At 60.4% G+C, this 25,107-nt stretch carries 20 protein-coding genes; 4 read left to right on the top strand and 16 right to left on the bottom strand.

Annotation, left to right across the window (positions count from 1 at the left end):
- Positions 1-10: 10 nt before the first annotated feature.
- A complete protein-coding gene (locus tag FY528_RS07665) occupies positions 11-1,471 on the bottom strand; it encodes an oligosaccharide flippase family protein (protein WP_187632044.1) in 1,461 nt (486 codons plus the stop codon).
- A gap of 126 nt (positions 1,472-1,597) precedes the next feature.
- Between FY528_RS07665 and FY528_RS07670 the strand changes: the two genes are divergently transcribed.
- Together FY528_RS07670 and FY528_RS07675 are read left to right on the top strand one after the other, a co-directional pair.
- Complete coding sequence (locus FY528_RS07670; RefSeq protein WP_187632045.1) at positions 1,598-2,671, top strand: GumC domain-containing protein; 1,074 nt, start codon at positions 1,598-1,600, stop codon at positions 2,669-2,671.
- On the top strand, positions 2,668-4,125 hold the full coding sequence (locus FY528_RS07675; protein WP_222931793.1) for an O-antigen ligase family protein: 1,458 nt from the start codon (positions 2,668-2,670) through the stop codon (positions 4,123-4,125). The genes FY528_RS07670 and FY528_RS07675 overlap by 4 nt, the downstream gene beginning before the upstream one ends.
- Before the next feature lie 51 nt (positions 4,126-4,176).
- Here FY528_RS07675 and FY528_RS07680 read toward each other — a convergent pair whose 3' ends face one another.
- The 5 genes from FY528_RS07680 to FY528_RS07700 all read right to left on the bottom strand — a co-directional run bounded on the left by FY528_RS07680 (position 4,177) and on the right by FY528_RS07700 (position 9,357).
- On the bottom strand, positions 4,177-5,418 hold the full coding sequence (locus tag FY528_RS07680; protein WP_149070413.1) for a PP2C family protein-serine/threonine phosphatase: 1,242 nt from the start codon (positions 5,416-5,418) through the stop codon (positions 4,177-4,179).
- 136 nt (positions 5,419-5,554) lie between these two features.
- Positions 5,555-6,736 carry an ABC transporter permease gene (locus FY528_RS07685; RefSeq protein WP_149070414.1) on the bottom strand — a complete coding sequence of 394 codons (1,182 nt, stop codon included), beginning with the start codon at positions 6,734-6,736 and terminating at the stop codon, positions 5,555-5,557.
- Positions 6,737-6,738: 2 nt separating this feature from the next.
- Complete coding sequence (locus FY528_RS07690; RefSeq protein WP_149070415.1) at positions 6,739-6,996, bottom strand: MarR family transcriptional regulator; 258 nt, start codon at positions 6,994-6,996, stop codon at positions 6,739-6,741.
- Between the two features lie 184 nt (positions 6,997-7,180).
- Complete coding sequence (locus FY528_RS07695) at positions 7,181-8,329, bottom strand: glycosyltransferase (protein ID WP_149070416.1); 1,149 nt, start codon at positions 8,327-8,329, stop codon at positions 7,181-7,183.
- Complete coding sequence (locus FY528_RS07700; RefSeq protein WP_262383943.1) at positions 8,326-9,357, bottom strand: lysylphosphatidylglycerol synthase transmembrane domain-containing protein; 1,032 nt, start codon at positions 9,355-9,357, stop codon at positions 8,326-8,328. The genes FY528_RS07695 and FY528_RS07700 overlap by 4 nt, the downstream gene beginning before the upstream one ends.
- A 91-nt stretch (positions 9,358-9,448) precedes the next feature.
- Between FY528_RS07700 and ruvC the strand changes: the two genes are divergently transcribed.
- A complete protein-coding gene (ruvC, locus tag FY528_RS07705; protein ID WP_149070417.1) occupies positions 9,449-10,087 on the top strand; it encodes a crossover junction endodeoxyribonuclease RuvC in 639 nt (212 codons plus the stop codon).
- Between the two features lie 13 nt (positions 10,088-10,100).
- Here ruvC and FY528_RS07710 read toward each other — a convergent pair whose 3' ends face one another.
- The 10 genes from FY528_RS07710 to FY528_RS07755 form a co-directional block, all read right to left on the bottom strand.
- Positions 10,101-11,177, bottom strand: coding sequence for a tetratricopeptide repeat protein (locus FY528_RS07710; protein WP_149070418.1), 1,077 nt, complete (start codon positions 11,175-11,177; stop codon positions 10,101-10,103).
- Positions 11,178-11,262: 85 nt separating this feature from the next.
- Positions 11,263-12,060 (bottom strand): PhzF family phenazine biosynthesis protein, encoded by a 798-nt coding sequence (locus tag FY528_RS07715; RefSeq protein WP_149070419.1) that lies wholly within the window; start codon positions 12,058-12,060, stop codon positions 11,263-11,265.
- A gap of 296 nt (positions 12,061-12,356) precedes the next feature.
- Positions 12,357-13,121 carry a carbonic anhydrase gene (locus tag FY528_RS07720; protein WP_187632046.1) on the bottom strand — a complete coding sequence of 255 codons (765 nt, stop codon included), beginning with the start codon at positions 13,119-13,121 and terminating at the stop codon, positions 12,357-12,359.
- 54 nt (positions 13,122-13,175) lie between these two features.
- Positions 13,176-14,792: a SulP family inorganic anion transporter gene (locus FY528_RS07725; RefSeq protein WP_308418672.1), complete on the bottom strand. Its 1,617-nt coding sequence runs from the start codon at positions 14,790-14,792 to the stop codon at positions 13,176-13,178.
- A 122-nt stretch (positions 14,793-14,914) separates the two neighbouring features.
- Positions 14,915-16,315: a sensor histidine kinase gene (locus FY528_RS07730; RefSeq protein ID WP_149070420.1), complete on the bottom strand. Its 1,401-nt coding sequence runs from the start codon at positions 16,313-16,315 to the stop codon at positions 14,915-14,917.
- 117 nt (positions 16,316-16,432) lie between these two features.
- Complete coding sequence (locus FY528_RS07735) at positions 16,433-17,110, bottom strand: response regulator transcription factor (RefSeq protein WP_149070421.1); 678 nt, start codon at positions 17,108-17,110, stop codon at positions 16,433-16,435.
- Between the two features lie 55 nt (positions 17,111-17,165).
- A complete protein-coding gene (gene paaZ / locus FY528_RS07740) occupies positions 17,166-19,217 on the bottom strand; it encodes a phenylacetic acid degradation bifunctional protein PaaZ (RefSeq protein ID WP_149070422.1) in 2,052 nt (683 codons plus the stop codon).
- A 66-nt stretch (positions 19,218-19,283) separates the two neighbouring features.
- The gene (locus FY528_RS07745) at positions 19,284-19,892 is read right to left on the bottom strand and encodes an acyltransferase (RefSeq protein ID WP_149070423.1); all 609 of its coding nucleotides are present in this window, start codon (positions 19,890-19,892) and stop codon (positions 19,284-19,286) included.
- Between the two features lie 546 nt (positions 19,893-20,438).
- Positions 20,439-21,176, bottom strand: a complete 738-nt coding sequence (locus FY528_RS07750) for an SDR family NAD(P)-dependent oxidoreductase (protein WP_149070424.1) — start codon at positions 21,174-21,176, stop codon at positions 20,439-20,441.
- 63 nt (positions 21,177-21,239) lie between these two features.
- Positions 21,240-22,550: a family 1 glycosylhydrolase gene (locus FY528_RS07755; protein WP_149070425.1), complete on the bottom strand. Its 1,311-nt coding sequence runs from the start codon at positions 22,548-22,550 to the stop codon at positions 21,240-21,242.
- A gap of 237 nt (positions 22,551-22,787) precedes the next feature.
- Between FY528_RS07755 and FY528_RS07760 the strand changes: the two genes are divergently transcribed.
- Positions 22,788-25,103, top strand: a complete 2,316-nt coding sequence (locus FY528_RS07760) for a hybrid sensor histidine kinase/response regulator (RefSeq protein ID WP_149070426.1) — start codon at positions 22,788-22,790, stop codon at positions 25,101-25,103.
- Positions 25,104-25,107: the final 4 nt, after the last annotated feature.

Here is a 25,107-nt window from a genome sequence, read left to right on the forward strand (position 1 = left end):
TACGCAGCCGCTACCGGGGCCATAGCCGCCGCAGCTCCGCCACGCGCACAATGCCCAAAAGTACAACCAAACCCGCCAGCGCCACCCCCATCAGTGCACTTTCCGTAAGCCACGACATAGGCAGGTCTAGCTGCTGGAGTCCGTACCAACCCAGGCACAGCAGGGCAAAGGCCGCTAGCAGCCGACCTAGCAAGCCCCAGGGCACGGCCACCTTGGTGCGGCGCCACAGCAGCCATAGGTACCCACCCGAAACCAGCAGGGCGCTCAGCAAGGTGTCTACCGCCGCCGCTACGGCTCCAAACCGCGGCAGCAGCACCACGTTCAGCCCCACGTTGAGCACAATGCTGGCTACCACCAGCCGGCTTACGGCCCGCACGTGGTTGGTACTGTTGAGCAGCGCCCCGTACACGGCAAACAAGGAATGCACCAATACATTCAGGAACAGGATACCCACGCACAAGGCCATGCGCTGCACCTCGGCCGGAGCACTGTGCTGGAACTGCCAGAACAAGGCTTTCCCTTGAAACAAACCAAAAGCGCACACCAGCAGCATGGGCACCGCCACCACGCGCTGCCCGAACTGCAGCAAAGCGGCCTGCTCCTGGGGGTCGTCGATGGCGGCGGCAAACCGGGCAAAGAACAAGGGCATGATGGTCCAGATATACATCATCACGGCATCAACCCAGCGGTAGGCCCCGGCGTAGTAGCCCGCCTCCGTAGGAGATGCCAGCCGCTCCAGCATAATCATGTCGATGCGCTCATTCACGCCGTAGAGCAAAGTAATGAGCGCAAAGGGCAGACTATCAACCAGGGCCGCCCGGGCAACGGACCACTGCCAGCGGTACCGGACCCAGCCGTACAGGCGCATAAGCAGCCCGTAAATAAGGACAGCCGTAAACGCTGCCACCGTTAGCCGCGCGCCCACGTACCGCTCCAGCGAGAGGCCCAGTGGCAGCAAAGCCAGCACCACCCCCAGCAGCAAAGCCTTTTCCAGTACCGAGAGCAGGGCATCGGTATTAAAGCGCTGCTGCGCCTGCAGGGGGCCGCGCAGGAACTGGGCGTACTGCGTGAGCAGCAAACTCCCGCCGATGGCCGCCAACAGCCCCAGGGCCTCGCCCCGGTAGCCTAAGGCCAGGCCTACCCCTTCCATGATCACCAGGGCCAGCAGGTTGAGCCCCAGCCGCAAAGGCAGCACCGTAGGAAACGCCTCCCCCAGGTAGGCAGGCTCCGAGGCCAGGCGCTTCACGGTGGAGTGCGTCAGGCCCAGGTCGGAAAGCAGGGCCAGCACGGTAGTCAGGGCCAGCAGCGCGGCAAACGTGCCGTAGGCCGCGTGGCCTAGTCGGTCCTGCACCAGGTTTTCTACCACTACCCAACCCGGCTTAACGAGCAGGTTGAGCAGTACCACGAGGCTGATATTTCCGAAAAACCGTTTGATACCGGATGGGGGTAGATAATGAGGAGAAGCGGGCAAAGCTACGAAAAGTACCTCCGCTCCTTTGCCCATGCAGCAACCCGGCCAGGGGATTTTTCTTCTATATTTGTCCGGTTTTGCGTGCCGCAGCGCCGGTCGTGCGCCAGTCACTGCTTACATATTATTATGCTGTCTCGGTATTCCTTGTTTGGCTTGTGGCCGCTCCTGTATCGGTGGAAATTGTGGTTGCTCGGAGCGGGTTTACTGGCCTTGGTGGTAAGCGCTATTGTGGCCTTGCTGCTACCCAACGAGTATGCGTCTACGGCGGTGTTTATTCCCAGCAATCCGCAGGCCATTGACCCCGACCGAACCCTGGCCGAAGGGGGCCGCCTCGACCCCGGTGGCCGGGGCGAAGACCTGGACCGGGTGATTACCATCGGCCAGTCGCAGCCCGTGGCGGAAGCGCTGATCCGCCGGTTCGACCTATACAAGCACTACCGCGCCGGCACGCCCGGCAACGACGAGGCCGATAACTACGTGCTCTTTGAGTTCAACTCCAACCTGTCCATCGTGCACAATGAGCGCGACGCCATTGAGCTGACTTTTCTGGACACCGACAAGCACCTGGCCGCGCGCATTGCCAATACCATGGTTGGCCTGATTGACTCCATCAACCAGCAGCTTACCGTGGATAACCGCCGCAAAGTGCTGGACCTGTACCGCACCCGCTACCAATACCTGAATGAGTCGTTTCGCCGCACCCAGCAGCAGATGCTGAAGGCGCGCCGCCACTACGGCATTTACGGGCTGGAGGAAGAGTCGCGCTACCTGGCCCGGGAAGTCATTCGGGTGGAAGCTGCTCTGCGCCAGGCCGAAGGCAGCGGTGCATCGTCAGCTACCATTGCCGGCCTGCGGCGGGCTTTGCGCGGACTCACGGAAACCAACAGCGGCAACCGCTTCAACCTGGAAGGCTACGCGCAGGGGCTGGACTCGGTGCAGATGCTGGAAACCCGGCTTAAGGACCTTTCCAACCGCATGGCTAACGCCTACGGCGAATATGAAGCCGCCGACGTAGCCCTCAAAAGCCGGATTTCTTCTTTATATGTGGTGCAGCCCGCCTACCCCGCTACCAAGAAAGCCCGCCCTATCCGCTGGCTGATTGTGCTGGGCGGCGTGGCCATTACGCTGGGCTTGTCGGTGGTGCTGATTGCCGCGCTGGAATGGTACCGCGCACCCCGGGCCGTAGCACAGGCGGCATGACCCCGCCGCGCCTGACCCTGCCGCGGTGGGCTCCGGCCCCGGAGTTTCTGGTGTTTGGCACCTTCGTACTCACGCTGGTAGGTGGTGGGGCATGGTGGCTGCTGCGCGGGGACATTCGGGGGCTGCTGCCGGGCCTGGGCATCCTGGCCCTTACCATCATCCTGCTCGACTGGCGGCTGGTTTTTTACCTGTTTCTGTTCACGCTTGGGTTTGCGCACGAGTTTCAGCTGCCCGGCGGTCTGGCCATGGATGTGCCCTCGGAGCCCCTGATGCTGGTGCTCATGGCCTGCGTGGCCTTGGCCCTACTTTTCCGCCAGCAGGAGCTAACCACGCGGGAATGGCAGCACCCCCTGCTGGCGCTGCTATTGCTGCAACTGCTCTGGGCCGGGGCCAGCACCCTCACCTCCGTCGACACGGTCAAGTCGGTGAAGTTTCTGCTGGCCAAGCTCTGGTACCTGATTCCCTTTGTGCTGGGCACCCTGCTGCTGCTACGGAAACCTGCCAAGCTCTGGCAGTTGAGCGGCATTTACACCCTTAGTGCGTGCCTCACGGTGGTCTATACCGTAGTACGGCACGCAGGCACAGGCTTCGGGTTTGCCTCCATTCACCCGGCGCTGCAGCCCTTTTATCGCAACCACGTGGCCTACGCTACTGTGCTGGCGCTGCTCCTGCCCTACGCCCTGTACGGGGCCCAGGCCGCTCTGCCCGGGCGCACGCGCCGGGCCTGGCAGGTGGCCATTGTGCTGCTGTTTTTTGGCTTGATTACGTCCTATACCCGGGCCTCTTTTCTGTCGTTGCCGGCCGCAGCCGGGTTTTACCTGGTGCTGCGCTGGCGCCAGACGCGGCGGCTGCTGATGGGCATTGCCGTAGCGGCGGTGGCGGCGGGAAGCTATTTTGCTTATCAAAGCAATTTTATGCGCTACGCCCCCGATTTCGAGCAAACGGTCTTCAACGGCCAAAACTTTGAGAAACACCTGGAGGCGACGTATGAGCTCAAGGACGTATCGGGCATGGAGCGGCTGTACCGTTGGATAGCCGCGGCGCGCATGGCTCACGAGAAACCCTGGCTGGGCAGCGGCCCCAGCACGTTTTACCCTGAATACAAGCGCTATACTATCAAAGGGTTCCGCACGTACGTGAGCGACAACCCCGAGCGTTCTACTACCCACAACTACTTTCTGCTGCTGTTGGCGGAACAGGGCGTGCCGGGGTGCGCCCTGTTTGCGCTGGTGGTAGGCACAGCCCTGCTGCTGGTGGAGCGCCTCTACCACCGCAGTGCCCGCCCTGAGCATCGGCGGCTGGTGCTGGCGGCCGGCTTATCGTTCTTTATCATCGTTTTCCACCTACTGCTTAATGAACTGGTGGAAGTCGACAAAATTGGCTCCTTCTTCTTCATCGCCCTGGCCGCTCTGATGCGGCTGGACGTGACCATTCCCGAGAAGGAAAGTTGCTAGTTGCTGGCTGCTTGTTATTCAGTGAATAACAAGCAGCCAGCAACTAGCAACTTATTTAAACCGGCAGCTCAGAATGGTGATGTCGTCGGAGAAATGGCTGCCTTTGGCGTTGAAGGCCTTGATTTCGGCCAGCAGCTCGGTGTGCAGGCGCGTGAGCGGGAGGTAGCGGCCCCGGCGCAAGGCGGCTACTACACCTTCTTCCCCAAACTCATCCTGTGCCTCGTTGAATACTTCGGTGAGGCCGTCGGTGTAGTTCAGCAGCAGGGTGCGTGGAGGCACAATGGTTTCGCCTACCGTCATCATCGGCAGATCATCCATCACGCCCAGCATGATGGTGCCTTCCTTCAGGAGCTTCACGGGGCCGGAGTCGGGGACCAGAATGGGGTCGTTGTGCCCGGCGTTGACGTACTGCAGATAGCGAGTGCGGCGGTCGTACACCCCAAAGAACACCGTAATAAACTTATCGCCGCCGGAGTTGCGGAAGATCAGGTGGTTGAGCTCGTGTACGATGGTGGCCAGCTCTACCTGCTGCCGCACCAGGGTGCGCAGGCCCGCCTGAAAGTTCGACATCAGCAGGGATGCTGCCACGCCCTTGCCCGACACGTCGGCTACGCAAAACAGAAACCGGTCCGCGTCGAGGCTCACGACGTCGTAGTAGTCGCCGCCTACGGCTGTGTGAGGTACATAGCTGGCGTGCACAGCCACGGAAGCATCGTTGGGCAGCTTCTGCGGAAAGAGCATGCTCTGCACTTCCTGGGCAATTTCAATTTCCTTGCGGATGGCGGCATCGGCTACGCGCTGGCGGGCCAGGCGCCGCGTCTGGATGGCTGATAGCAGGATGTTGCTAAGCGTTTCCAGAAACTTGGTGGCTTCCCCGTGCTCGTAGTCTTCGTGCACATTGCCAATGAAAATATAGGCCAGCACTTCGGCGTTTTGCACCACCGGAATAATGGTTTCGAGCAAGTCCCACTCCGGTCCCAGTTCCAGACTGCGCACCGGGCAAGCCAGCTGCGTGCACTTCTGCCGGGCCACTTCCGGAAGCGGGATGCGCCGAAAATCGGGCAGCCCGGCCCCGAAGGAAAGCACACACTGCCACTGGTCTTCTTCGCGCACGTACAGTACCAGCCGCCGGATATTCAACTGCCCCAGCAACGTGAACTGAAAGATTTTGTACAGGGAATTCTCCGGGGAGTCGAGGTTGATGGCCTGGGTAATTTCCAGCAGGGCATTCAATTCCCGTTCCTTGAGAAAGAACCGCTTTTCGAGGGAAATAAGGCGTTCGGAGGCGGGCATATACAGAAGAATACAAGGCGGCGGAAAAGAACGAGCAGATACAGAAGCACGGTCCGAAAGGACAAAAGTACAACCCATTCCGCAAGCAGCAGGGGAAGCAGCCAGCTCCTGGTGCGGCCCGCAAGTAAACACTCTCCTACGAATTCAGCGGGGTTTTGGGGTCGTAAGCATCGCGCAGGCCGTTGCCCAGCAGGTTAAAGCTGAGTACCAGCAAGCTGATGGCCAGGCCGGGCAAGAGCGTCAGCCACAGGCCCGCGCTGGTGCCCAGCAGCTGAAAACCTTCGTTTACCATCAGGCCCCAGGAAGGCGCCGGGGGTTGCACGCCCAGCCCCAGAAAGCTCAGGCCCGCTTCCAGCAAAATGGCCGACGCGAAGTTGCTGGTCGCAATGACGATCAGCGGCCCCGTCATGTTGGGCAGCAGGTGGTGGGCAATCAGGCGGCTCTGGGGCAGGCCCAGCACCCGGCCGGCCTCCACAAAGGTTTTTTCGCGCAAGCTCAGCATCTGTCCGCGCACCACGCGGGCCACATCTACCCACATGGTGAGGCCCACAGCCACAAAAGACGTCCAGACGCCTTTACTGTCGAGGGCCAGGGAAATAGCAATGACGAGCATGATGCCCGGTATGCTCCACACCACCGTCATCAGGCCCAGCAGCACACTATCTACCCAGCCGCCTACGTAGCCGGCCACCGCCCCGATGAGCATGCCCAGAGCCAGGGAAATCAGCACGGCTACCAAGCCAATGCCCAAGCTTACCCGGGTTCCCAGCAGTAGGCGGCTGAGCTCATCCCGGCCCGCCTTATCGGTGCCGAGCCAGTAAGTACGCCGGATGATGTGCTCCTGCTCTACCCGACGGCGCAGCTCAGCCGCTGGCCCCGCCTGCCCCACCATCGCCGCCAGCGAGTACCGCTGGGCCTGATCGGCCAGGGCCGAGTGGTTTTGGTAAGGCATGGTTAGCAGGGAGTCGCCCTGAAACCGGTAGCTGCCAATGGGCACCTCCTGGAAGCGCGGGGCCTGCCCCTGCCACCAGATCCGAAAGAGGTTATCCGAAGAAGCCGCCCGCGAGGAGTCGGCAACGGGCAGGCGCAGCAAGGTGGCCTGAAAGCCGGGCGCTTCCTTTTGCAGCTGCACCACGCTATTGTTGGCCGAGGGCGAGTTGTCGGGCAAAATCCAGTAGCCCAACACGGCTACCAGGGTGCACAAGCCAATAAACAGCAGCCCAGCCATGGCCGGCCGGTTCTGCAGCAGCCGTTTCCGCACGTAGTAGCCCGGCGAGCGGACCGGCGCAGCGGCCTGAACCAAGGCAGGAGAAGCCATCCTTACTGGGTATTATGTTGCAGCAAGCCTTCCTTGGAGGCCAGGTAGAAGGAGTCGCGGCTGATAGCGCCGAACGACGATGGTTCGAAGGCCAGTTCCGTGTCGGCATCGGGCCAGTAGAGGCGCACGAGGCCCTGCTCCAGCAGGTTACGCAGCTGTTTATCAAGCTCCGCGGGGGGCAGGGCAGTGCGTTGGGCCAGGTCGTTGAAGGAGGAAACGAAGTACAGTTCGTCGAGCAGGTCGAATTCGGCGTCAGTCACGGCAGGAAGGCAAGGGCGAAAACAAAGATAGGGCACTGGGCGGTCATTCACTGCCAAGATAAGGGAGCAGCTATGCCTGGGCCGACTTCGGCGAGGGTAGTTTCTCCTCGCGGCGGCCTAGCTAGTAACCGGGCTGCTCCCTAAAATTCTTCTGAAACAGAAAAAAGCGCCTGAGTTAGTGCGTTTACTTCACCTCCCGCCCTTTCCACTCGTAGCCCCCGCGCAACCCCAACAACCCCACCAGTAAGGCGTAGGGCCCGTAGGCCAGCTGCAGCACGGGCACCCACCCCAGCCACCGGGGTCGGCCCAGAAACCGCAGCACCGGGCTCAGAAACACAACGTCGCCCAGCAGCTTAAGCAACCACGTGCCCAGAATCCAGAGGCCATCCTGTGGGCGCCACCACCACTGTAAGGCCCCCAGCGGGAAAAGCAGATTAGCCAGCAGCACCATCACGGCCAGCTGCCGGGGCGCGGCCGTTTGGTAGTGCTTCCACTTGCTAGCCCAGCGCACCCGCTGCCGCAGCAGGTCCGGCAATGTAGGCTGCACCGCTGTCCGGACAATGGCCTCGGGCGTTTTGAGAAACCGGATGCCGGCCGGAAACTGCTGGTGCAGCTTGTGCAGCAGAAACTCGTCGTCGCCGCTGGCAATGGCTTCGTTGCCGGCAAAGCCCCGCACAGCCTCAAATGCGCCCCGCCGGTACGCCAGATTCGCCCCGTTGCACATGGTGGGCGCATTCAGTTGGATAGAGGCAGCACCCACACCCACCAGCCCGGCCAGTTCCAGCCCCTGCAGCGTAGCCAACCAGCCAGCCCCGGTAAGCAGCACCGGCCCGCTGATAAACTGCACCTCTGGCCGGACCTCGACTTCGGCGGCAAAGGCACTTACCCAGCCGGGCGACACGCGGCAGTCGGCATCGGTGAGCAGCAACCAGGGAGCCTGCGCAGCCGCAATGGCAGCCGTAATGGCGGCCTTCTTGCCGGAAGGATTGGCGGGGTCGTCGGCAAGGCGCAGCAAACGCAGCGAAAACGGCACGGTAGCTGCTGCCTGCGTTACTAAGGCCGCCGTGGCATCGGTGGAGTGGTCGTCCACAATCAACACCTCAAATCCTCCGGGCACGGGGTGCTGCTGGACTAGGTCGGCGAGCAGGTTGGGCAGGTTGGCAGCTTCGTTGCGGGCTGCTATGAGCACGGAAAAAGCCGGGGGCGCGCTGGCTGCTGCGGGCGGGGCAGCCCTGCTAACTGACAGGCGCTGCCAGGCCCGCCGGAAGCGGACCATTTGCTCCAAATAAGCGGCCGCAACCCCCACCCCCAGCATCGTGAGCAGGCTCATCATGAAGCAGTCGGTTTACGCTTCCGAAAAACCTTTAGGCGCATCACAAACAACAGCCCGGCAGCACTGGGCAGGGCAATATTGATAACCCACAAACTCAGGCTGGCGCTGAGCACCGGCAGCACCGGCTCGCCCAACAGCCCAAACAAATGCGTGGCCGATAACTCCCGTACCCCCACATCGGCCAAGGCATTGAGCGAGGGTACCAAAGACTTCAGCAGCAACGTGCCGGCAATAGCCGCCAGCGCGGGGCCTACCGCGGGCCGGGCACCATACGCGTAAAGCAGCAGGCCAAACTGCAGGCAGAACACGGCGTAGCGGAGGCCTGCCCCGGCCAGAACCGCCGACAGCAGGCGCGCCGGGTACGTGGGCATCACGGCCACGTAGCGCCGGAAGCGCCGCAAAGGCCGCACTATGGTGAACAGGGACAGCAACAGTCGGCTCCGGTACAGCGGCACGAGCATGGCCAGATTTAGAAACAAGGCCGCCACTACCAGGCCTAGCTTGGTAGCCGGAAAACCAGGCAGGTAGAACGTGAACAGGAAGTACAGCAGCCCCAGCGAGCCTGCCACCACGGTGGCGACCAGCTGGCAATAGCGCCCCAGAAATACGGCGCCCAGGGCATCGAGGCGGCGGCTTTTGAGCTCAATGATGCGGCCGGCGTAGTCGCCTACTCGGTTGGGCGTGACAAAGCCCAGCGTAAGGCCAACCAGCACCGCCCGGAACGCCCGCCGGAACGACACAGGTTCGAGGTGCCGGGCCAGCCGCCACCACTTCCAGGCCTCCAGCCCCCAGTTTACGGGGACTAGGGCCAGAGCCACCATTACGGGTACCCTCCCCTCCCCCGTCAGGGCCGACTGCAGCAGCTGGCGCCAGGCCGCGGCCGTAGCCGCATCGGCCACCACGGAGTGGTACAGCAAGGCCAGCGTGAGCCCGGTAATGAGCAGCTTGCCCAGGATTACCCAGACGCGTCGGCGACTTGTGGGTTCTTCGGGCTTTCGTGCGTAGTTTTGTAGGTGGTCGGGGGGCAAAATGGCGGCGAATTTCCTATACTGAGTTGGCAAGTTATCCAGCCGGCCGCAACAACGCGCCAGATAGCGGTGCCTCTCCCTTGTTTTCCCTATGATTCTGCCCCTCGCCTCTGCTTCTGAGCTCCTGCCCAAAGTCATCATGGGCGTAGACCCCGGCACCCAGATTATGGGCTACGCCGTGATTGAAGTGCGCGGCCAGCAGGTAACCGTGCTGCGCTACGACGTCATCGACATGAAGAAGATCGGCAGCAACCACGCCCTCAAGCTCAAGCGGATTTTTGAGCGAATGCTGGAGCTGATCGACGAGTTTCTGCCCGATGAGCTGGCCATTGAGGCGCCGTTCTTTGGCGTAAACGTGCAGAGTATGCTCAAGCTGGGTCGGGCCCAGGGCGTAGCCATTGCCGCCTGCCTGTCGCGCCAGATTCCGTACGTGGAATATGCCCCTACCAAGGTCAAGCAGGCCGTAACGGGCTCGGGCAATGCCACCAAGGAGCAAGTGGCCCACATGCTGCGTCAAACGCTGCGGCTGCCGCCCATTGAAGAGGCCTCTAAGTTTCTGGATGCTACCGATGCCCTGGGCGTGGCCCTCTGCCACCACTACCAGAAAGGCAACAACGTGAAAGCCGGCGGCAAAAGCTGGGGCAAGTTCCTGGCCGATAATCCCGACAAGCTCGCGGCCCCGGTGGCCGGTAAAAAGCTGGCCGCCGCCCGCAAGAAGCCCGCTGCGTAGAGAAAGAACGGGCTTACTTCGGCCAGATATACGCCGCCGACCACTTGTTCAGCGCCTGCACTTCGGCTGCATGCGCAGCCAGCCATTCCCTGATTTCGGGGGTAGCCTCTGCCCGGGATGCCTGCACGCTGTAAGCCAGTGCGGGCAGGTGCCCTTGCTTTTTCATTTCGACGAAGTAGGGAACAAAGTACTGCCAGGCAAACCCTGTTTGTTTTTCGGGATGATTCTCTTCCAGCACGCTGACCAGCAACGCGAGTTTGTCGGCAAAAAGCACCGGGGCTGTTTTCTTGCTGTTTTCCTTGCTGTGGTCGAGGGCGCCGCTCATCGTCAGCAGCATATCCGGGCCGGCGAAATTGTCCGGGATATTTTCTTTGCTAACGTTGCCCACTACGTTGCTTGACAGATTTATTGTCACCGCTTTGTCGCCGGTTTTCTTTACGCCAAGCCCCAGGGCATTGTCAAAGCGGGCAATAGTGGCTTCGGCCCGCTTACCCGTCGGTTCCAACTGTAACAAGCGCAGCATTTCCAGCAAAGCAGGCACCCGGTTGTCTAGCTGCAGCGTGAGTAGGGAAACGGCATTAAGTGAGTTGGTATGCTCGGGGCGGCAGCGTACGGCCTGCTGCATGCTGGCCATGGCCTCGGCCGGCTGCTCCAGGCTACTTGCCTGCGTCACGCCCAGGTTGAAGTACAACGAGCCATCATCGGGGTAGCGCTTCAAGCCTTCCTGGTAGATCTTCACCGCATCTTTGGGCTTTTTGAGTCCATCCAAAGCGTTGCCATACGTTCCGTATACTGCGGCGCTTGGCTCGGGGTCATCTTTTAATAGCTCTTTGCACAGGGCCGCTGACTCCTTATGCTGCCCCAGCGTATTGTAGGTCATTGCCAGCTCATAGCGGGCCGTGTAGTTGCCAGGCTCAAGCTTGATGGCCTGCTCATAGCGCCTGATTGCCTCTTGGTAGTTGCCTTGATCATACAGCGCTATACCTTCTTTTACTAAGGTTTTGGCCGAAGCAACACCCTGGGCTAACCCCGTATGGGAGGCCACGCTAAGGCCTAGCAGCAAGGCCAGAGTAAAGGATAATTTTCGCATCGTATAAAATGGATGAATAAGGCAGAAACTGAGAATTGCATTTACATTATACAGCTATTCGGCCTAGAACCAAGGCATCAATCTACTAAGCGCTAACTTCTATTTCCCCACGCAGATACGTGACGGCGTGGCCGCTCATCAGCACCCGGTCCCCGCGCAGCTCGCACCACAGGTCACCGCTGCGGGCCGAAACCTGGCGGGCGTGCAGGTGGGCTTTGCCGAGGCGGGCGGCCCAGTAGGGCACCAGCGTGGTATGCGCCGAACCCGTCACGGGGTCTTCGGGCACGCCCACGCGGGGGCCAAAAAAGCGGGACACAAAGTCCACTCCATCTGAGCCCGGGGCCGTGGCAATGACGGCGCGGTACTCTACCTTTACCAAGTGGGCCATGTCGGGTTGCAAGGCCCGCACCTCCGCCTCGGTGCTGAATACGCACACCAGGTCGGGACCCGCCAGGAGTTGAAGCGGAGTAGCCCTTAAGCCATCCAGCAGGCCGTCGGGGGGGGTAGCCAGCGGGTGCGGGGGGCGCGCCGGAAAGTCTAGGGTCAGGCGGCCGCCCTCGGCCTTGCTCACGCGCAAGGGGCCACTCTGGCTGTGAAACACAATTTCGGTGCCCTCAAACCCTAGGTGCTGGTAAAGCACGTGGGCTGAGGCCAAAGTAGCGTGGCCGCAGAGCTCTACTTCCACGGCCGGCGTAAACCACCGGATATCGAACTCCTGCCCACCCCGGGCCACGAAGAAAGCTGTTTCGGCCAGGTTATTCTCGGCGGCAATGGCGCGCATGGTATCGGCAGGCAGCCAGGCGGGCAAGGGGCAAACAGCGGCCGGATTGCCGGCAAACATGGTGGACGTAAACGCGTCGACCTGATAAATTGGAAGTGCCATAGACAAAGAGAGAAGCTCCACTACTCCGGACATAGCCGGGTGGGCGAAGCTACGGCTTCTTGCTAGTTTAAGTTAGTTGGCCTTGCCAAGCCTTCTTTGTGTCTTCCTCTTTACTGCTTTACTGCCCCCCTTTTTCGGCAGTAGGCCTGCTAAAGCCTGATATTAGGAGTGCGGGCAGCCAAGGGTGGATGTCTTTGGGGGACGCTACACAGAACTGCAGCAAAAAGCCCTGGCCGATTTCTTTCCTGTGTTGCAGGTAGAAAATCAGCCAGGGCTTTTTCGGAGCTCTCCTTCTCCTATTTCTCGACTTTCACTTTCTGGTTGGCCGGCTTGATAGCCGCCGCTATTTCGTCGGTCAGCCGCTTATCCACCTGCTCTTCCAACACCCGCTCAGCGTACTGCTCATGCTCGTCCTGGGCGTGCTCGGCATCGGTTTTAGTGCCGTAAATATGCTCGAGCTCCTGGATCAGGTCGTCCTCTACCTGTAGGTCTTTCAGCAGGCCTTCTTTGATATCGTAAACCAAGCCGTGCAGACGGGGCGGGTTTTTTCGCTTGCGGGCGTTCTGAATGATGCTGGTTTTAGCCAGGTTTCGTACTTGCTCGACTACGTTCAGCTCTACCAAGCGGCGCAGCCGGGCATCTTCATCGGAAATACGCAGCAACTCGGTCTCGTGCACCCGGATAACGTCGCGGATGTTCGTCAGCCAGTTGTCGATCAGGCCGTATTGCTTGTTGCTGGCCGCCGCGGCCACACCACCGCAGCCGTAGTGCCCCACCACCATAATATCCTGCACGCCCAGTACTTCAACTGCGTACTGCAGAACCGAAAGCAGGTTAAAATCGGTGTTGACTACCATGTTGGCGATGTTGCGGTGGGTGAACATCTCGCCCGGGCCGGTGCCGGTGATGGCGCTGCCGGGCACGCGGGAGTCGGAGCAGCCAATGAACAGGTAGCGGGGTTTCTGGCCGTTAGCCAGGCGGTTAAAAAAGTCCGGATCGGAGGCGCGCATGGTTTTTACCCACTTGCGGTTATTGTCCAGGATGGATTCGATGCCTTTCATTTGGGAAGAAAAGAAATGATAGTGAGAAGCGCGGGGCTGTGCTGGAGCCATGCACTAGTGGCCCATGACGCCCACCTGAGGTACGGCTATCAGCTCCAGACGGATGCCCCGGTCGGGCGCAGAAGTGCGAAAGTTCTCAATTGCTTCCAACACGTCATAATCGATGGAGGCGGAAGATGAGCCGTCGATAACCACGTGGGAGTTTTCGGGCAGCTCCAGCAATACCTTCACAATGCTGGCTTTGTTCAGAAAAGACACCTGCTCAGCCAGTTTCAGGTAAATAGTGTCGGCCGCGTGCGGTGCAGCGCCCGCCCCGCGCAGAAAGAACGCCTGCTCGTAGTTGGCCTTCAATACAAAGAAAATACCCACGACCAGCCCCACGGTTACACCTTTGAGCAGGTCAGTAAACAGAATAGCCAGCACCGTAACCACAAACGGGAGAAACTGCTGCCAGCCCAGCTTAAACTGCGCGCGGTACAGCGCCGGACGGGTGAGCCGGAAGCCCACCACCAGCAGGACGGCCGCCAGCGCGGCCAGGGGAATGTAGTTGAGTACGGAACCCAAAAACAGCAGGCTCACCAGCAGCAGCAAGCCATGCAGAAATGATGACATGCGCGTCTGGCCTCCGGCATTGATGTTGGCTGAGCTGCGTACGATAACGGCCGTGAGGGGCAGGCCGCCTAACAAGCCGCTCACCGTGTTGCCGATGCCTTGGGCAATTAGCTCACGGTTGGGCGGGGTCACCCGTTTGTGCGGGTCGAGTTTATCGACGGCTTCTACGCTGAGCAAGCTCTCCAGCGAGGCCACAATGGCAATAGTAAAAGCCACCTGATACACCACCGGTCGCGAAAAAGCCGACCAATCGGGCATGGTGAAGGTAGCCAGGAAATCGGTGAAGGAGTTGATGATGGGCAGCTGCACCAGGTGCTCCGGCCGGATGCGCAGGGTTGGGGCGGCGGAGTCGAACAGGGCATTCAGGCCAATGGACAGCACCACCACCACCAGCGCCGCCGGCACCAGCCGCAGGGCCTTTACTTTTTTGGCCAGTACGTTGTCCCAAAGAAGCAGCAGGCTAAGCGAAATTACCCCAATCAGGGCCGAGCCGGGGCTGATGGCCTGCAGTGCGTGTTGAATGGCAGAGAAGGTGTTCTGGCCATCAAACTGCAGGAACGTCATGTCCTCGAAATAGTCGGCGTCGGCCCCAAGAAAGTGGGGTATCTGCTTGAGAATCAGAATGAGGCCAATGGCAGCCAGCATGCCCCGGATAACGGACGAGGGGAAGTATAGCGCAATAAACCCGGCCCGTAGCACGCCCAGCAAGATCTGAATGCAGCCGGCTACAACCACGGAAGCCAACAGCGCCTCAAAGGAGCCCAGCGTTTGGATAGCCGTGACGATGATGGCGGTAAGGCCCGCGGCCGGGCCGCTCACGCTTAGCTGCGAACCACTAATCCAGGCCACAACCAGCCCACCCACCATGCCGGCAATGATGCCCGAAAGCAGCGGTGCTCCCGAGGCCAGGGCAATACCCAAACACAGGGGCAGTGCTACCAGGAAGACCACCAACCCAGCCGGAGCATCGCTGGAGATTGAGCTAAACGGGGAACGGGGCGGACTCGCCATCGGCGAGGCTGCCGTGGGCGGGGCGGGCGAGATAGTGGAGGAAACCATGTATAAGTAGCAGAAGGGAAACCCAAACGTGGATTTTCTGACAGGAATAAATACAAGGGTACCGCTCCGGCGTTAAGTCGTAGTTAAAAGAGAATTAAAAATGCATTAAATGACGCTGCTTTCTAGGCTAGTGGCAGCTCCAGCCGAACCCGGGTACCTTTTCCCAACTCGCTCTGCACCTGAATGGCGCCGCCGTGCAGGTCCATAATCTTGGCTGTGAGCGGTAACCCAATGCCGTGCCCAGGCACCGTGCGGACCGACTCGGCCCGAAAAAATGGCACGAATACCTGCTGCCGGTCGGCTTCGCTCATACCCACGCCTTGGTCGTGCACCTGCAGGCTTACCCGGCCGGCTTGCGTGCTTAGGCTGGCTACCACCGGGTGACCGGCCTCGCCCGAAAACTTACAGGCATTTTCCAGCACGTTGAGCATGGCTGAAAGCAACAAGGCCTCGTTACCCCACACCAGATAAGGCGCAGTAGCCGGGCCTGCAGATTCGGGGAACTCCAGGTCGATGCGGCTGGTGGGGTGGCGGCGCTGCATTTCTTCGTGGGCCTGCAGCAGCAGCTCATCAAGGCGCACGGTGGTGCGGGCTATCTGGGAAGGGTCGTTGGAGGCGCGGGCTATTTGCAGCAGGCCGTTGGTTAGGTCCTTGAGCAGGCGGGCGGCATCCAGGGTGCTTTGCAGCACGCGGCGGTATTCGGCGGCCGGGCGCTCCTGCAGCAGAGCCACTTCCAGCTCCCCGATAAGCGAGGTGAGCGGGGTGCGCAGCTCGTGCGAAGCATCCCGCACAAACGTGCGCTGGCCCACAAACGCCGTTTCCAGCCGGTCGAGCAAGCGGTTGAAGCGTTGCGCCAGGTGCGACACCTCGTCCTGCCCTTCCTTGTCCTGCGTGAGCCGGCGGTGCAGATCGGACCCGGTAATACCATCTACTTCCTGCACCATGCGCTGCATGGGCCGCAATGCCTGTCCCGCGAAAAACCAGCCGCCAATGCCTACCAGCACCAGCGCTACCAACAACCCCCCGGCCAGAATTACGCGCAGACTTTGGAGTTGCTCGGCATGGTCAGTATCAACCGAAGAGGCAATGATGATGAACGTACGCTGCCGCTGCCGGTCGTGGTAGCGCCGGCCTACCATCTGGTAGTAGTTGGGCTCCAGCCACACTTCCTGCCCCGACTGCTGTACGGACCGCAGGCGCGCCGGCGGAACCACTCCCCGGGGTGAAGCCCCCTCGCGAAATACCAACCGGAAGTTTTCATCGTAGACGCGCACTTCTTCCTCGGGCAGGGTGCGGTAAAACTGGCGCAGGTAGCGTCGGTACGAGACCCGGCTGGCTTCGTCGGTGCGGTTGGCACCGTCGGCATACACGTGGCCCACTACCAGGGCCCGCGCAAACAGGCTGTTGGTGAAGGCCGCACGCCCGGTACGGTAGCTGAAATAGTACACCACCGCCGAAAACAGCATCAGCGTCACGGCCAGGATTATTCCAAACTGCAGCGCCAGCCGCATCCGTATCGTCATGAGAGTACGTGGCTTTCAAGCATGAGGAAATGGATGGCTGGATGGTTGACTCGCAGGTTTCGGCCAACGACTATGTACCCTTCAGCAAGTCAACCACTCAGCCATTCATACAACTAATCAGTCTTCTTTCATCACGTAGCCCATGCCCACCAGGGTATGAATCAGCTTGGGAGTGAAGTCCTTGTCGATTTTTTTGCGCAGAAAGTTGATGTACACGTCGATGACGTTGGAACCCGTGTCGAAGGAGGTTTCCCACACCTGCTCCAGGATATCCACCCGCGACACTACCCGGCCCTGGTTGCGCAGCAGAAAGTGCAGGAGGGCAAACTCCCGGGCCGTAAGCTGAATAGGCTGGCCCGCCCGCGTCACCTGCTTGCGCACGGGGTCGAGGCTCAGGTCGGCCAGGCGCAGGGGGGCTTCGCCGGCCGGGTTTTCCTGGCGCCGCCGCGTGAGGGCGCGCATCCGGGCCAGCAATTCCTGAAAAGCAAAAGGCTTTACCAGGTAATCATCGGCGCCGGCATCGAGGCCCCGGATTTTGTCGTCGGTTTCGCCCAGGGCCGTGAGCATGAGAATAGGCACTGAGGTGTTCTGCGCCCGAATCCGGCGGCACACATCGAGGCCGTTGAGGCCCGGCAGCATCTGGTCCAGCACAATCAGGTCGTAGCTGGTGGCCAGAGCCTGCTGCAGGCCCTGCAGGCCGTCATAAGCGACGTCCACGGCGTGGGTTTGCTCACTCAGTCCCTTTTCCAGGAAGGCCGCCACTTTGGGCTCATCTTCTACCAGCAGTATCTTCATCAACGCAAAAAAGTAAGGTGTGCTTCTACCCCAAACCACGGCTTCTGCCCCAGGGTTACGACTGGTCCTGTTTTTTAACCATCGTCAGGATGGTGGCTACGGCTACGGTTTCGTTTTCCTGGTCGGTTACTTCCACCAGCCAGCGCACAATGCCCTTGGCTACGTCGTCGGCGTCGCGCTTTTCCTGGCCTATTTTTTCCTTCACCGTTAGCTTCACGCCAATGGTGGTGCCGGGATACACGGGTTTGGTAAAGCGGCACTCGTCCAGCCCGTAGTTGAGCAGCACCGGACCTTTGCGGGGGTCCACAAACATGCCGGCCGCCTTACTCAGAATGTAGTAGCCGTGGGCCACGCGCCCGGTAAAGAGCGTGCCTTCCAGCGAAGTAGCATCCACGTGGGCGTAGAAGTTGTCGCCCGAGACGTTGGCAAAGTTGCTGATGTCGGCTTCCGTGACGGTGTGCTTATGCGTCACGTACGTCTGCCCAATCTCCAGCTCCTCAAAATAATGCTGGAACGGGTGCTTGTCGCGCTCAATCTGGCGGGCTTTGGGCTGGTACACCTCCGTAATGGCCGTAATCATGCTGGGGGAACCCTGAATGGCTACGCGCTGCATAAAGTGCTCAACCCCGCGCAGGCCACCCATTTCCTGTCCGCCGCCGGCCCGGCCCGGTCCGCCGTGAATCAGTAAGGGCAGCGGGGAGCCGTGCCCGGTGCTCTCCTTGGCTACTTCGCCGTTGAGTACCAGAATACGGCCGTGGTGCGTGGCGGCACCCAGTACAAAGTCCTGGGCCGTGCGCGGGTTGTTGGTAGCCACTGAGCACACCAAGGAGCCTTTGCCCAGGTTCGACAAGGCAATGGCCTCATCCACATCCTTATAGGGCATAATTGTGGCTACCGGCCCGAATGCTTCTATTTCGTGGGTATCAGTAAAGCGGAAAGGCTCGGGATTCATTAGGACAATAGGCGACACGAAAGCGCCCACTTTGCAGTCTCCGCCAATCACGGCTACGTTGTCCAGGTCGCCGTACACGATGGGCGTGTTCTTGGCTAGGTGCCGCACCTGCTCGCGCAGCTTTTGTACCTGTGCCCGACCGGCCAGCGCGCCCATTCGCACACCCTCGGCCTGCGGGTGCCCCACGGTGGTTTGCGCCAAGGCCTTACCCAGAGCAATCTGCACATCTTCCACCAGGTTTTCCGGCACGATGATGCGGCGAATAGCAGTGCATTTCTGCCCGGCTTTGGCCGTCATTTCCTTGCGCACTTCCTTGATAAACAAGTCAAACTCCACGGTGCCAGGCACTGCATCGGGGCCCAGCACGGCGGAGTTCAGCGAATCCGCTTCCATATTGAACGGCACAGCCTCGGCCAGGATCCGGGGGTGGCCCTTCAGCTTGCGCCCCGTTTCGGCCGAGCCGGTGAACGTGACTACATCCTGGTACGTGACGTGGTCGAGGATGCCCTGCCCGGAGCCGCATACCAGCTGCAGCGCCCCTTCCGGAAGAATTTTAGAGGCAATAATCTCGCGCACCACAGCCTCAGTGAGGTAAGCCGTGGGCACAGCGGGCTTCACAATGGCGGGCATGCCGGCCAGCAGATTCACTGCTATTTTCTCCAACATCCCCCAGATAGGGAAGTTGTAGGCGTTGATGTGAATGGCCACTCCTTCCTTGGGTACCATGATGTGGTGTCCCATAAAGTTGCCGGCCTTCGACAAGGCAATGGGGTCCGACTCCACGTAGAACGGTTTATCGGGGAACTTGCGGCGCAGGGAGGCGTTGGCAAACAGGTTACCGATGCCGCCTTCGATATCAATCCAGGAGTCGGCGCGGGTGGCTCCGCTGCGGTAGCTCAGGGTATAGAACTCTTCCTTTTTGCTGTCCAGATGCAGTGCCAGGGCCTTCAGCATGCGGCCGCGCTCGTGGAAGGTCATCTTCCGCAGGGCCCGGTTGCCGGTCCGGCGGGCATAATCAAACATGGCCTCATAGTCGAGGCCTTCACCATTGGCAATGGCAATGACTTCGCCGGTGGAGGCATCAAGCAGTTCCTGCTGTTCGCCAGTGCCCGCCATCCAGCGGCCTAAAGCGTAATTTTCGAGGGTGGGAATCATTCCGGGGAATGGGAAGTATGGGTGGGAAGTTGGCGGGCACCGGCAGCCGGATAGCCCATGGCAAAGTTATTCAGCCGCTGCTTGGTTTTTGCTTTCGGCCCAGGTGGCATAGCCGGCAGCCTGCGCGGGCCGGTCGGCGGGCAGTTCGCGCAGGGGCTCACAGGGCTGCAAGGTGGCGTGGCACTCCCCAGGCAGCCGCATGTAGATCTGGGTGCCCTCGGTTTTCCAAGCCAGCATGTCGTCGCTCACCTGCCGGATGATCTTGTGCGGGTTGCCGACTACCAGGCTGCGGGGCGGAATTACCTCATCGGCGCGGATAAAGCTCAGCGCCCCCACAATGCTTTCGTCCCCTATTTCCACGCGGTCCATCACCACGGCATTCATCCCAATGAGTGCGTTGCGGCCGATGGTTGCCCCGTGGATAATAGCTCCGTGGCCTATGTGGGCCATTTCGCGCAGCCGCACCGTGGTTCCCGGGAACATGTGCAGGGTGCAGTTCTCCTGCACATTGCAGTTGTCCTCAATGATAATCTGGCCCCAGTCGCCGCGAATGGCCGCTCCCGGGCCAATGTACACCTGGCGCCCGATGATAACGTTGCCGGTAACCGTAGCCTGGGGGTGCACGAAAGCCGTTTCGTGGACGACCGGAATGTAGCCGTTAAATGCGTAAATCATATATACTCCTAGGTTTGCTGGCGGTGGCGCTTGAACAGCACACCACCAACTGACTTTCTGCTTTGCTTCGAAAGTACTTGGTTGTCGGGAATTGCTGGCGCTTGATGACCTATTCGTTAAACAACGACTCAGGATTCCGCAACCGTTTGCAGGTTCCGATTCACATCAAAAACACTAAAGACAAAATTATATACATTATCATAAACTTCATGAAATCAATTGATTATATAATAACAACATCAAGGTGAGTGATTACTCACAGAAAAAAGTGAGGCAATACTTACTGTAATTTCAAACGATTGTTGTACTATTGCATTGTCATCGGGAAGCAAATCCCCCCGGTTTCCCGATGATCAATTCCCACGTCCTGTTTAGCCAGGTGTAACCCCACCCCATCTGGTTTTTTTCGGGAGCTGCGCGCCGCAAGGCTGCTGCTGGCAAACGAAAACAGTGTAGCCGGCCGATTCGGAGCTCCCGAGTCGGCCGGCTTCCGTTTGGCCCACCTCCAACGACGAACCAGCTTTCCTCCACGCGGTGGCTACTGGCTCAGAGCAGGTCCAGGCGGCCGCCATCTACCCGGATTTCGGCGCCCTGCACGAAAGCTGCGTCGTCGGAGGCTAGGTAGGCGATAAGGGAGGCTACATCTTCGGGCTGCCCTACGTAGGCCGGGTCTATGGTTTCGGCGCCGCTTTTCACGTTGGGGTTTTCCCAGAGCATAGGCGTGTCAATAGCTCCGGGCAGCACGGCATTTACCCGAATTCCTTTGGGCTTACCTTCCAGGGCCGCCGAGCGGGTCAGGGAGTTTACGGCCGCTTTGGCAGCGGCATAGGGTGCTACCAGCGGACTCGTTTCCACCGCGTGAATGCTGGAAACGTTGACGATGCTGCTGCCGGGCTTCAGGTGCAGAAACCCCTGCTTGATAAAGTAAAATGCCCCGAGCAGATCTACACCCAGAACGCGCAACCAGTCTTCGCCCGTAAGTTCCTGGAGGGGCTTGAACTCCATCAGCCCGGCATTATTCACGATGGCGTCGAGGCGGCCAAACCGTTCCAGCGTGCCCGCCACGGTAGCCTGAACCTGAGCCTCCACGGCCACGTCGCAGCAGCTACCCCACACTTCGGGGGCACCGGCGGCCAGTATTTCGGGGGCGGCTTCGTCCAGAGCTTCCTGGTGATGGCCCACGAGTACCACGCGGGCACCCTCGCGGGCAAAACGTTTGGCGGTGGCTAGCCCAATGCCGCCCGTGGCACCGGTAATCAGTACTACTTTGTTCTCGAAGCGCATAACAAAAAATCAGTGAAGGGAATTGGATAGCGCCCTAACCGCGGGGCTTATTGCGTAAGGGGCTTACACTGCCGTGGTGTTGGCGGAAGCGGTGGTGGTGTCCTGGCGGGTTTGCTCGGCCTGGTCCTGCTTTTGCCGGGCCCAGGGCTGGTTGCTTTCCAGGGGCAGCACAATAGGTACCTGCAGGCACACACTCTGGGCCGGCAGCACCTGGCGCCAGTCGTGGATAAGCTGCTTGTAGGCCACACCCACCGGCCGGATGTTGCGGTTCAGGTCATAGAGACCGAGCGGATTTACGGTGCCGTTGTTTTCGCGCAGGGCCGTGTCCCAGTCAACCTGATCGGTGAGGGAATACCAGGTGAAGCCTACGATGGGTACGCCGTCGTTGCGCACCCGCAGCACATTGGCCCACTCCTTCCAGAGCCAGTTCACGGCTTCGTCGCCGCAGGGCCCCTGCCAGAGGTTGGTTTCGGTGTGCATCACGGGCAGGCGGTACCGGTCGTGGTATTGCTTGGTGATGACGTGGTAGCCAAATATTTCCCCTGAGGCAGTAGTGCTGCCATCGGCCCGCACCCGGTGCTCATTGGTGCGGTAGTAGTCGTTGCCCATAATGCACTGGTGCCGGAGGTGGTTGCCCAGAAAGAAATGGTATTCGTCCCGGGTCATGCCATTATCGAGCAGGTACTCGTACATTTCCGAGTCTACGCGGCGACCATAGTTCAGGTCCAGCGACAGAAAACGCTTGGCGTTCAGCAGCTCTGCCGGGCGGATGGCGGCCGGGTTTTCGGCGTGAAAGTACTCCGACGACTCGCTCTGGATAAACAGCGCATCGGGCCGCACCTCTGCTATGGCCTGCATGGCCAGCACGTTGGCTTTCACAATGTACTTAAGGGCCGTCACGAACCCGCGGTCTGACTGCAGCTGCTCGTTCCACCACCCATACAGGGCCGAAAACTCGGCGCAGATGTACATTTCGTTGACGGGCGTGTAGAGCTGCACCCAGGGAAAGCGCAGGGCGAAGGCGCGGGCATATTGCGCAAACAACGCCGGAAAATCAGGATTCTGAAAGTTACCCACCCAGTCGGGCACGCCGAAGTGGCAGAGGTCTACGATGGGGGCAATGTTGCGGCGGCGCAGGTCGCCGAAGGTGGCATCGGCAAACGTCCAGTCGTAGCGCCCGGGGCCCAGCCAAGTGGTATGAATGGGGGGTCCGTAGCGCAGAAAGGAAATGCCCAGCTCCTGCACCAGGTCGAAATCCTTTTGCCAGAACTCATAGTGCCGGCACTTGGCCAGCTCATCTACCCGCACGGTGCCTCCCGCAATGGTAGGGTTACTGTTTTCGATACCGGTAGCAAAAAGGAATTGTGGCGTCATATCCTGGGCTGGAGAAGCGGGCGGGCGGGGCGGAAATAGGCCCGTATTTCTGGCTGAGCTTGAAAGTACTTACCGCTATCTGCCCCGACGGGTTTTGCTTGCCCGGCTGCGTGGCCCGCTTACGGCCGTAAAAACACCCCATTCACCCGGCAAACGCTGCTGTTTGGCTAAGCTGCGCGGCAAGTACTGGCTAGTTCCTGTACTTTTAGTGAAGTTCCCCATTCTGCGTTGTTTTCTATGGCTGCTCCTGTTTTTTCATCCCCCTCCTTGCCCGCTACCCTGGACGGGGCTCAACAGCGCATCCGGGAACTGGAGCAGCAACTACTTGAAAGCTCGGCGGCCACGGCCACGGCGCAGACTCGTCTGCACCTGCTGATCAACCAACTACAGGAAGGAGTAGCTTTACTGGATGAGGCCGGTACCCTCCTGCTCATCAACGACCAGGCCTGCCAGCTTTGGGGCATGCCCCTTCCGGCCAGCCAGTGGGTAGGCCATTCTTCGCGGGCTATCCAGCAGCGCTTCCGCAAGGCCGTGGCGCATCCGGAGGCATTTGCGGAGCGCCTGCACCAACTTCTGGTCGACAGGCAGCCGGCCTACAATGAGCTGGTGGAACTTAAAGATGGCCGGTTGCTGGAGCGCGACTTTCTGCCCATGCAGGAGGCACCCGGTGCCCCGGAGCACCTGCTGGTTTGCCTGCGCGACGTTACGGAGCGCCAGCGTCTGCACCAGCAGCTGCAATCCATAGCCAGTATTCCGGGCCAGAATCCCAACCCTATTCTGCGGGTAGATTTACACGGAGAGCTTATTTATACCAATCAGTCGGCCGATAGTCTGTACGCGGCCCTCTGCCCCGAAGAGCAGCAGCAGTTGCTGGCGGCGGCCCGGCAAATAGCGGCCGCGGCCCTGGCCGAGGGCACCGAGCAGAAAATGGACCTGGCCATAGCGCGGGGCCACTTTGCTTCCTTTGTCGTGCCCCTGCCCGAATCCGGGTTTGCCAACATCTACCTGGTCAACATCACGGCGCGGGTACAGGCCGAGCAGGCCATGCTGCGGGCGAAAGAAGAAGCTGAAGCGGCCGTGAAAGCCCGCGAGAATTTCCTGGCCAACATGAGCCACGAAATCCGTACGCCCATGAACGGGGTATTGGGTATGGCCGCCCAGCTGAGTAAAACCCAGCTCGACAGCCGCCAGCGGGAGTGGCTGGGCATCATCCGCAGCTCGGGCCAGCACTTGCTCACCATCATCAACGATGTGCTGGACATGGCCAAAATCACCTCCGGCAAGCTGGAAATGGAGCAAACGCCCTTCAACCTCTGCGACTCTTTTGCCCAGGCTCTGCAGCCGCTTATTCACCAAGCCACCGAAAAAGGCCTCGTGGTGGCCGGTACTCCCCTTCGTAACTCCTGCTCCTACCCCTGGGTGCTGGGCGACCCGTACCGCCTCAACCAGATCCTGCTCAACCTGGTCAGCAACGCCATCAAGTTCACCGAGCCCGGCGGCCGCATCATCGTTATTGCGCGCGAGGTAGCCAGCACCGACACCTCCCTCACCGTGGAAGTAACGGTGGAAGATACCGGTATCGGCATTGATGCCGCCCAGCAGGAGCGCATTTTTGAGGGCTTCACCCAAGCGTATGCCGATACCACGCGCCGCTTTGGCGGTACCGGGCTGGGTTTGAGTATTTCGCGGGCCCTGGTGGAGCAGTATGGAGGCAAGCTGCGCCTGCAGAGTGAAGTAGGCCGGGGCAGCACCTTTTCCTTTACACTTACTTTACCCCGCGCCCATGCTGCCCCCGCCCCGGTTGCGCCGGTAGCCTTCGACAGCGGCATTCTGCGAGGCCGGCGGGCATTGCTTTTCGAAGACAACGAAATCAACCGCGAAGTAGCGCGTCTGCTGCTGGAGGAATGGGGTATGCACGTGGACGAGGCTGAAAATGGCCTGATTGGCCTGGACTTGTACCGCCAGCGGGCTTACGACATCGTCCTGATGGATATTCAGATGCCGGGAATGAGCGGTCTGGAGGCCACGGCTGCTATCCGGCAGCTGCCCGACGCGGCGAAGGCCAACGTTCCAATTCTGGCCCTCACGGCCAACGCATTCCGGGCGGACAATGAACAGTACCTGGCGGCAGGCATGAATGCCTGTCTGACCAAGCCCTTTGAGGAAGAAAAGCTTTATCAGCAGCTGAAGCAGCTATTAGAAAAGGCCGCTCCGCCCGCCGCCTATAACCTGGAGAAGCTGCGGGCCCTGGCGCACGGCCGCGAAGCGTTCGTAATCAAAATTATCCGCTCGTTTCTGGCCAACATTCCGGCCTCGCTCGCGCAGCTGGAAGCCGCTGCTACAGCCGGCAACTGGGAGCAGGTAGCCTCGTTGGTACACCACATCAAGCCCAACCTCGAGGCCCTCGGCATTCCTGATGTGGCTGAGGTGGTAAGCCAGCTGGAGCAGCCGGAAACCGCCCTCCAGGCCGAGCCCAGCCGCCTGGTTGCCCGCTTGGTTGCCAAGCTCCAGCGGGCCCTGCAGGAACTGCCCCGCGAGCTGCCGGCTGCGTAAGTAC

The organism is Hymenobacter lutimineralis (assembly GCF_008271285.1).
Taxonomy (GTDB): domain Bacteria; phylum Bacteroidota; class Bacteroidia; order Cytophagales; family Hymenobacteraceae; genus Hymenobacter; species Hymenobacter lutimineralis.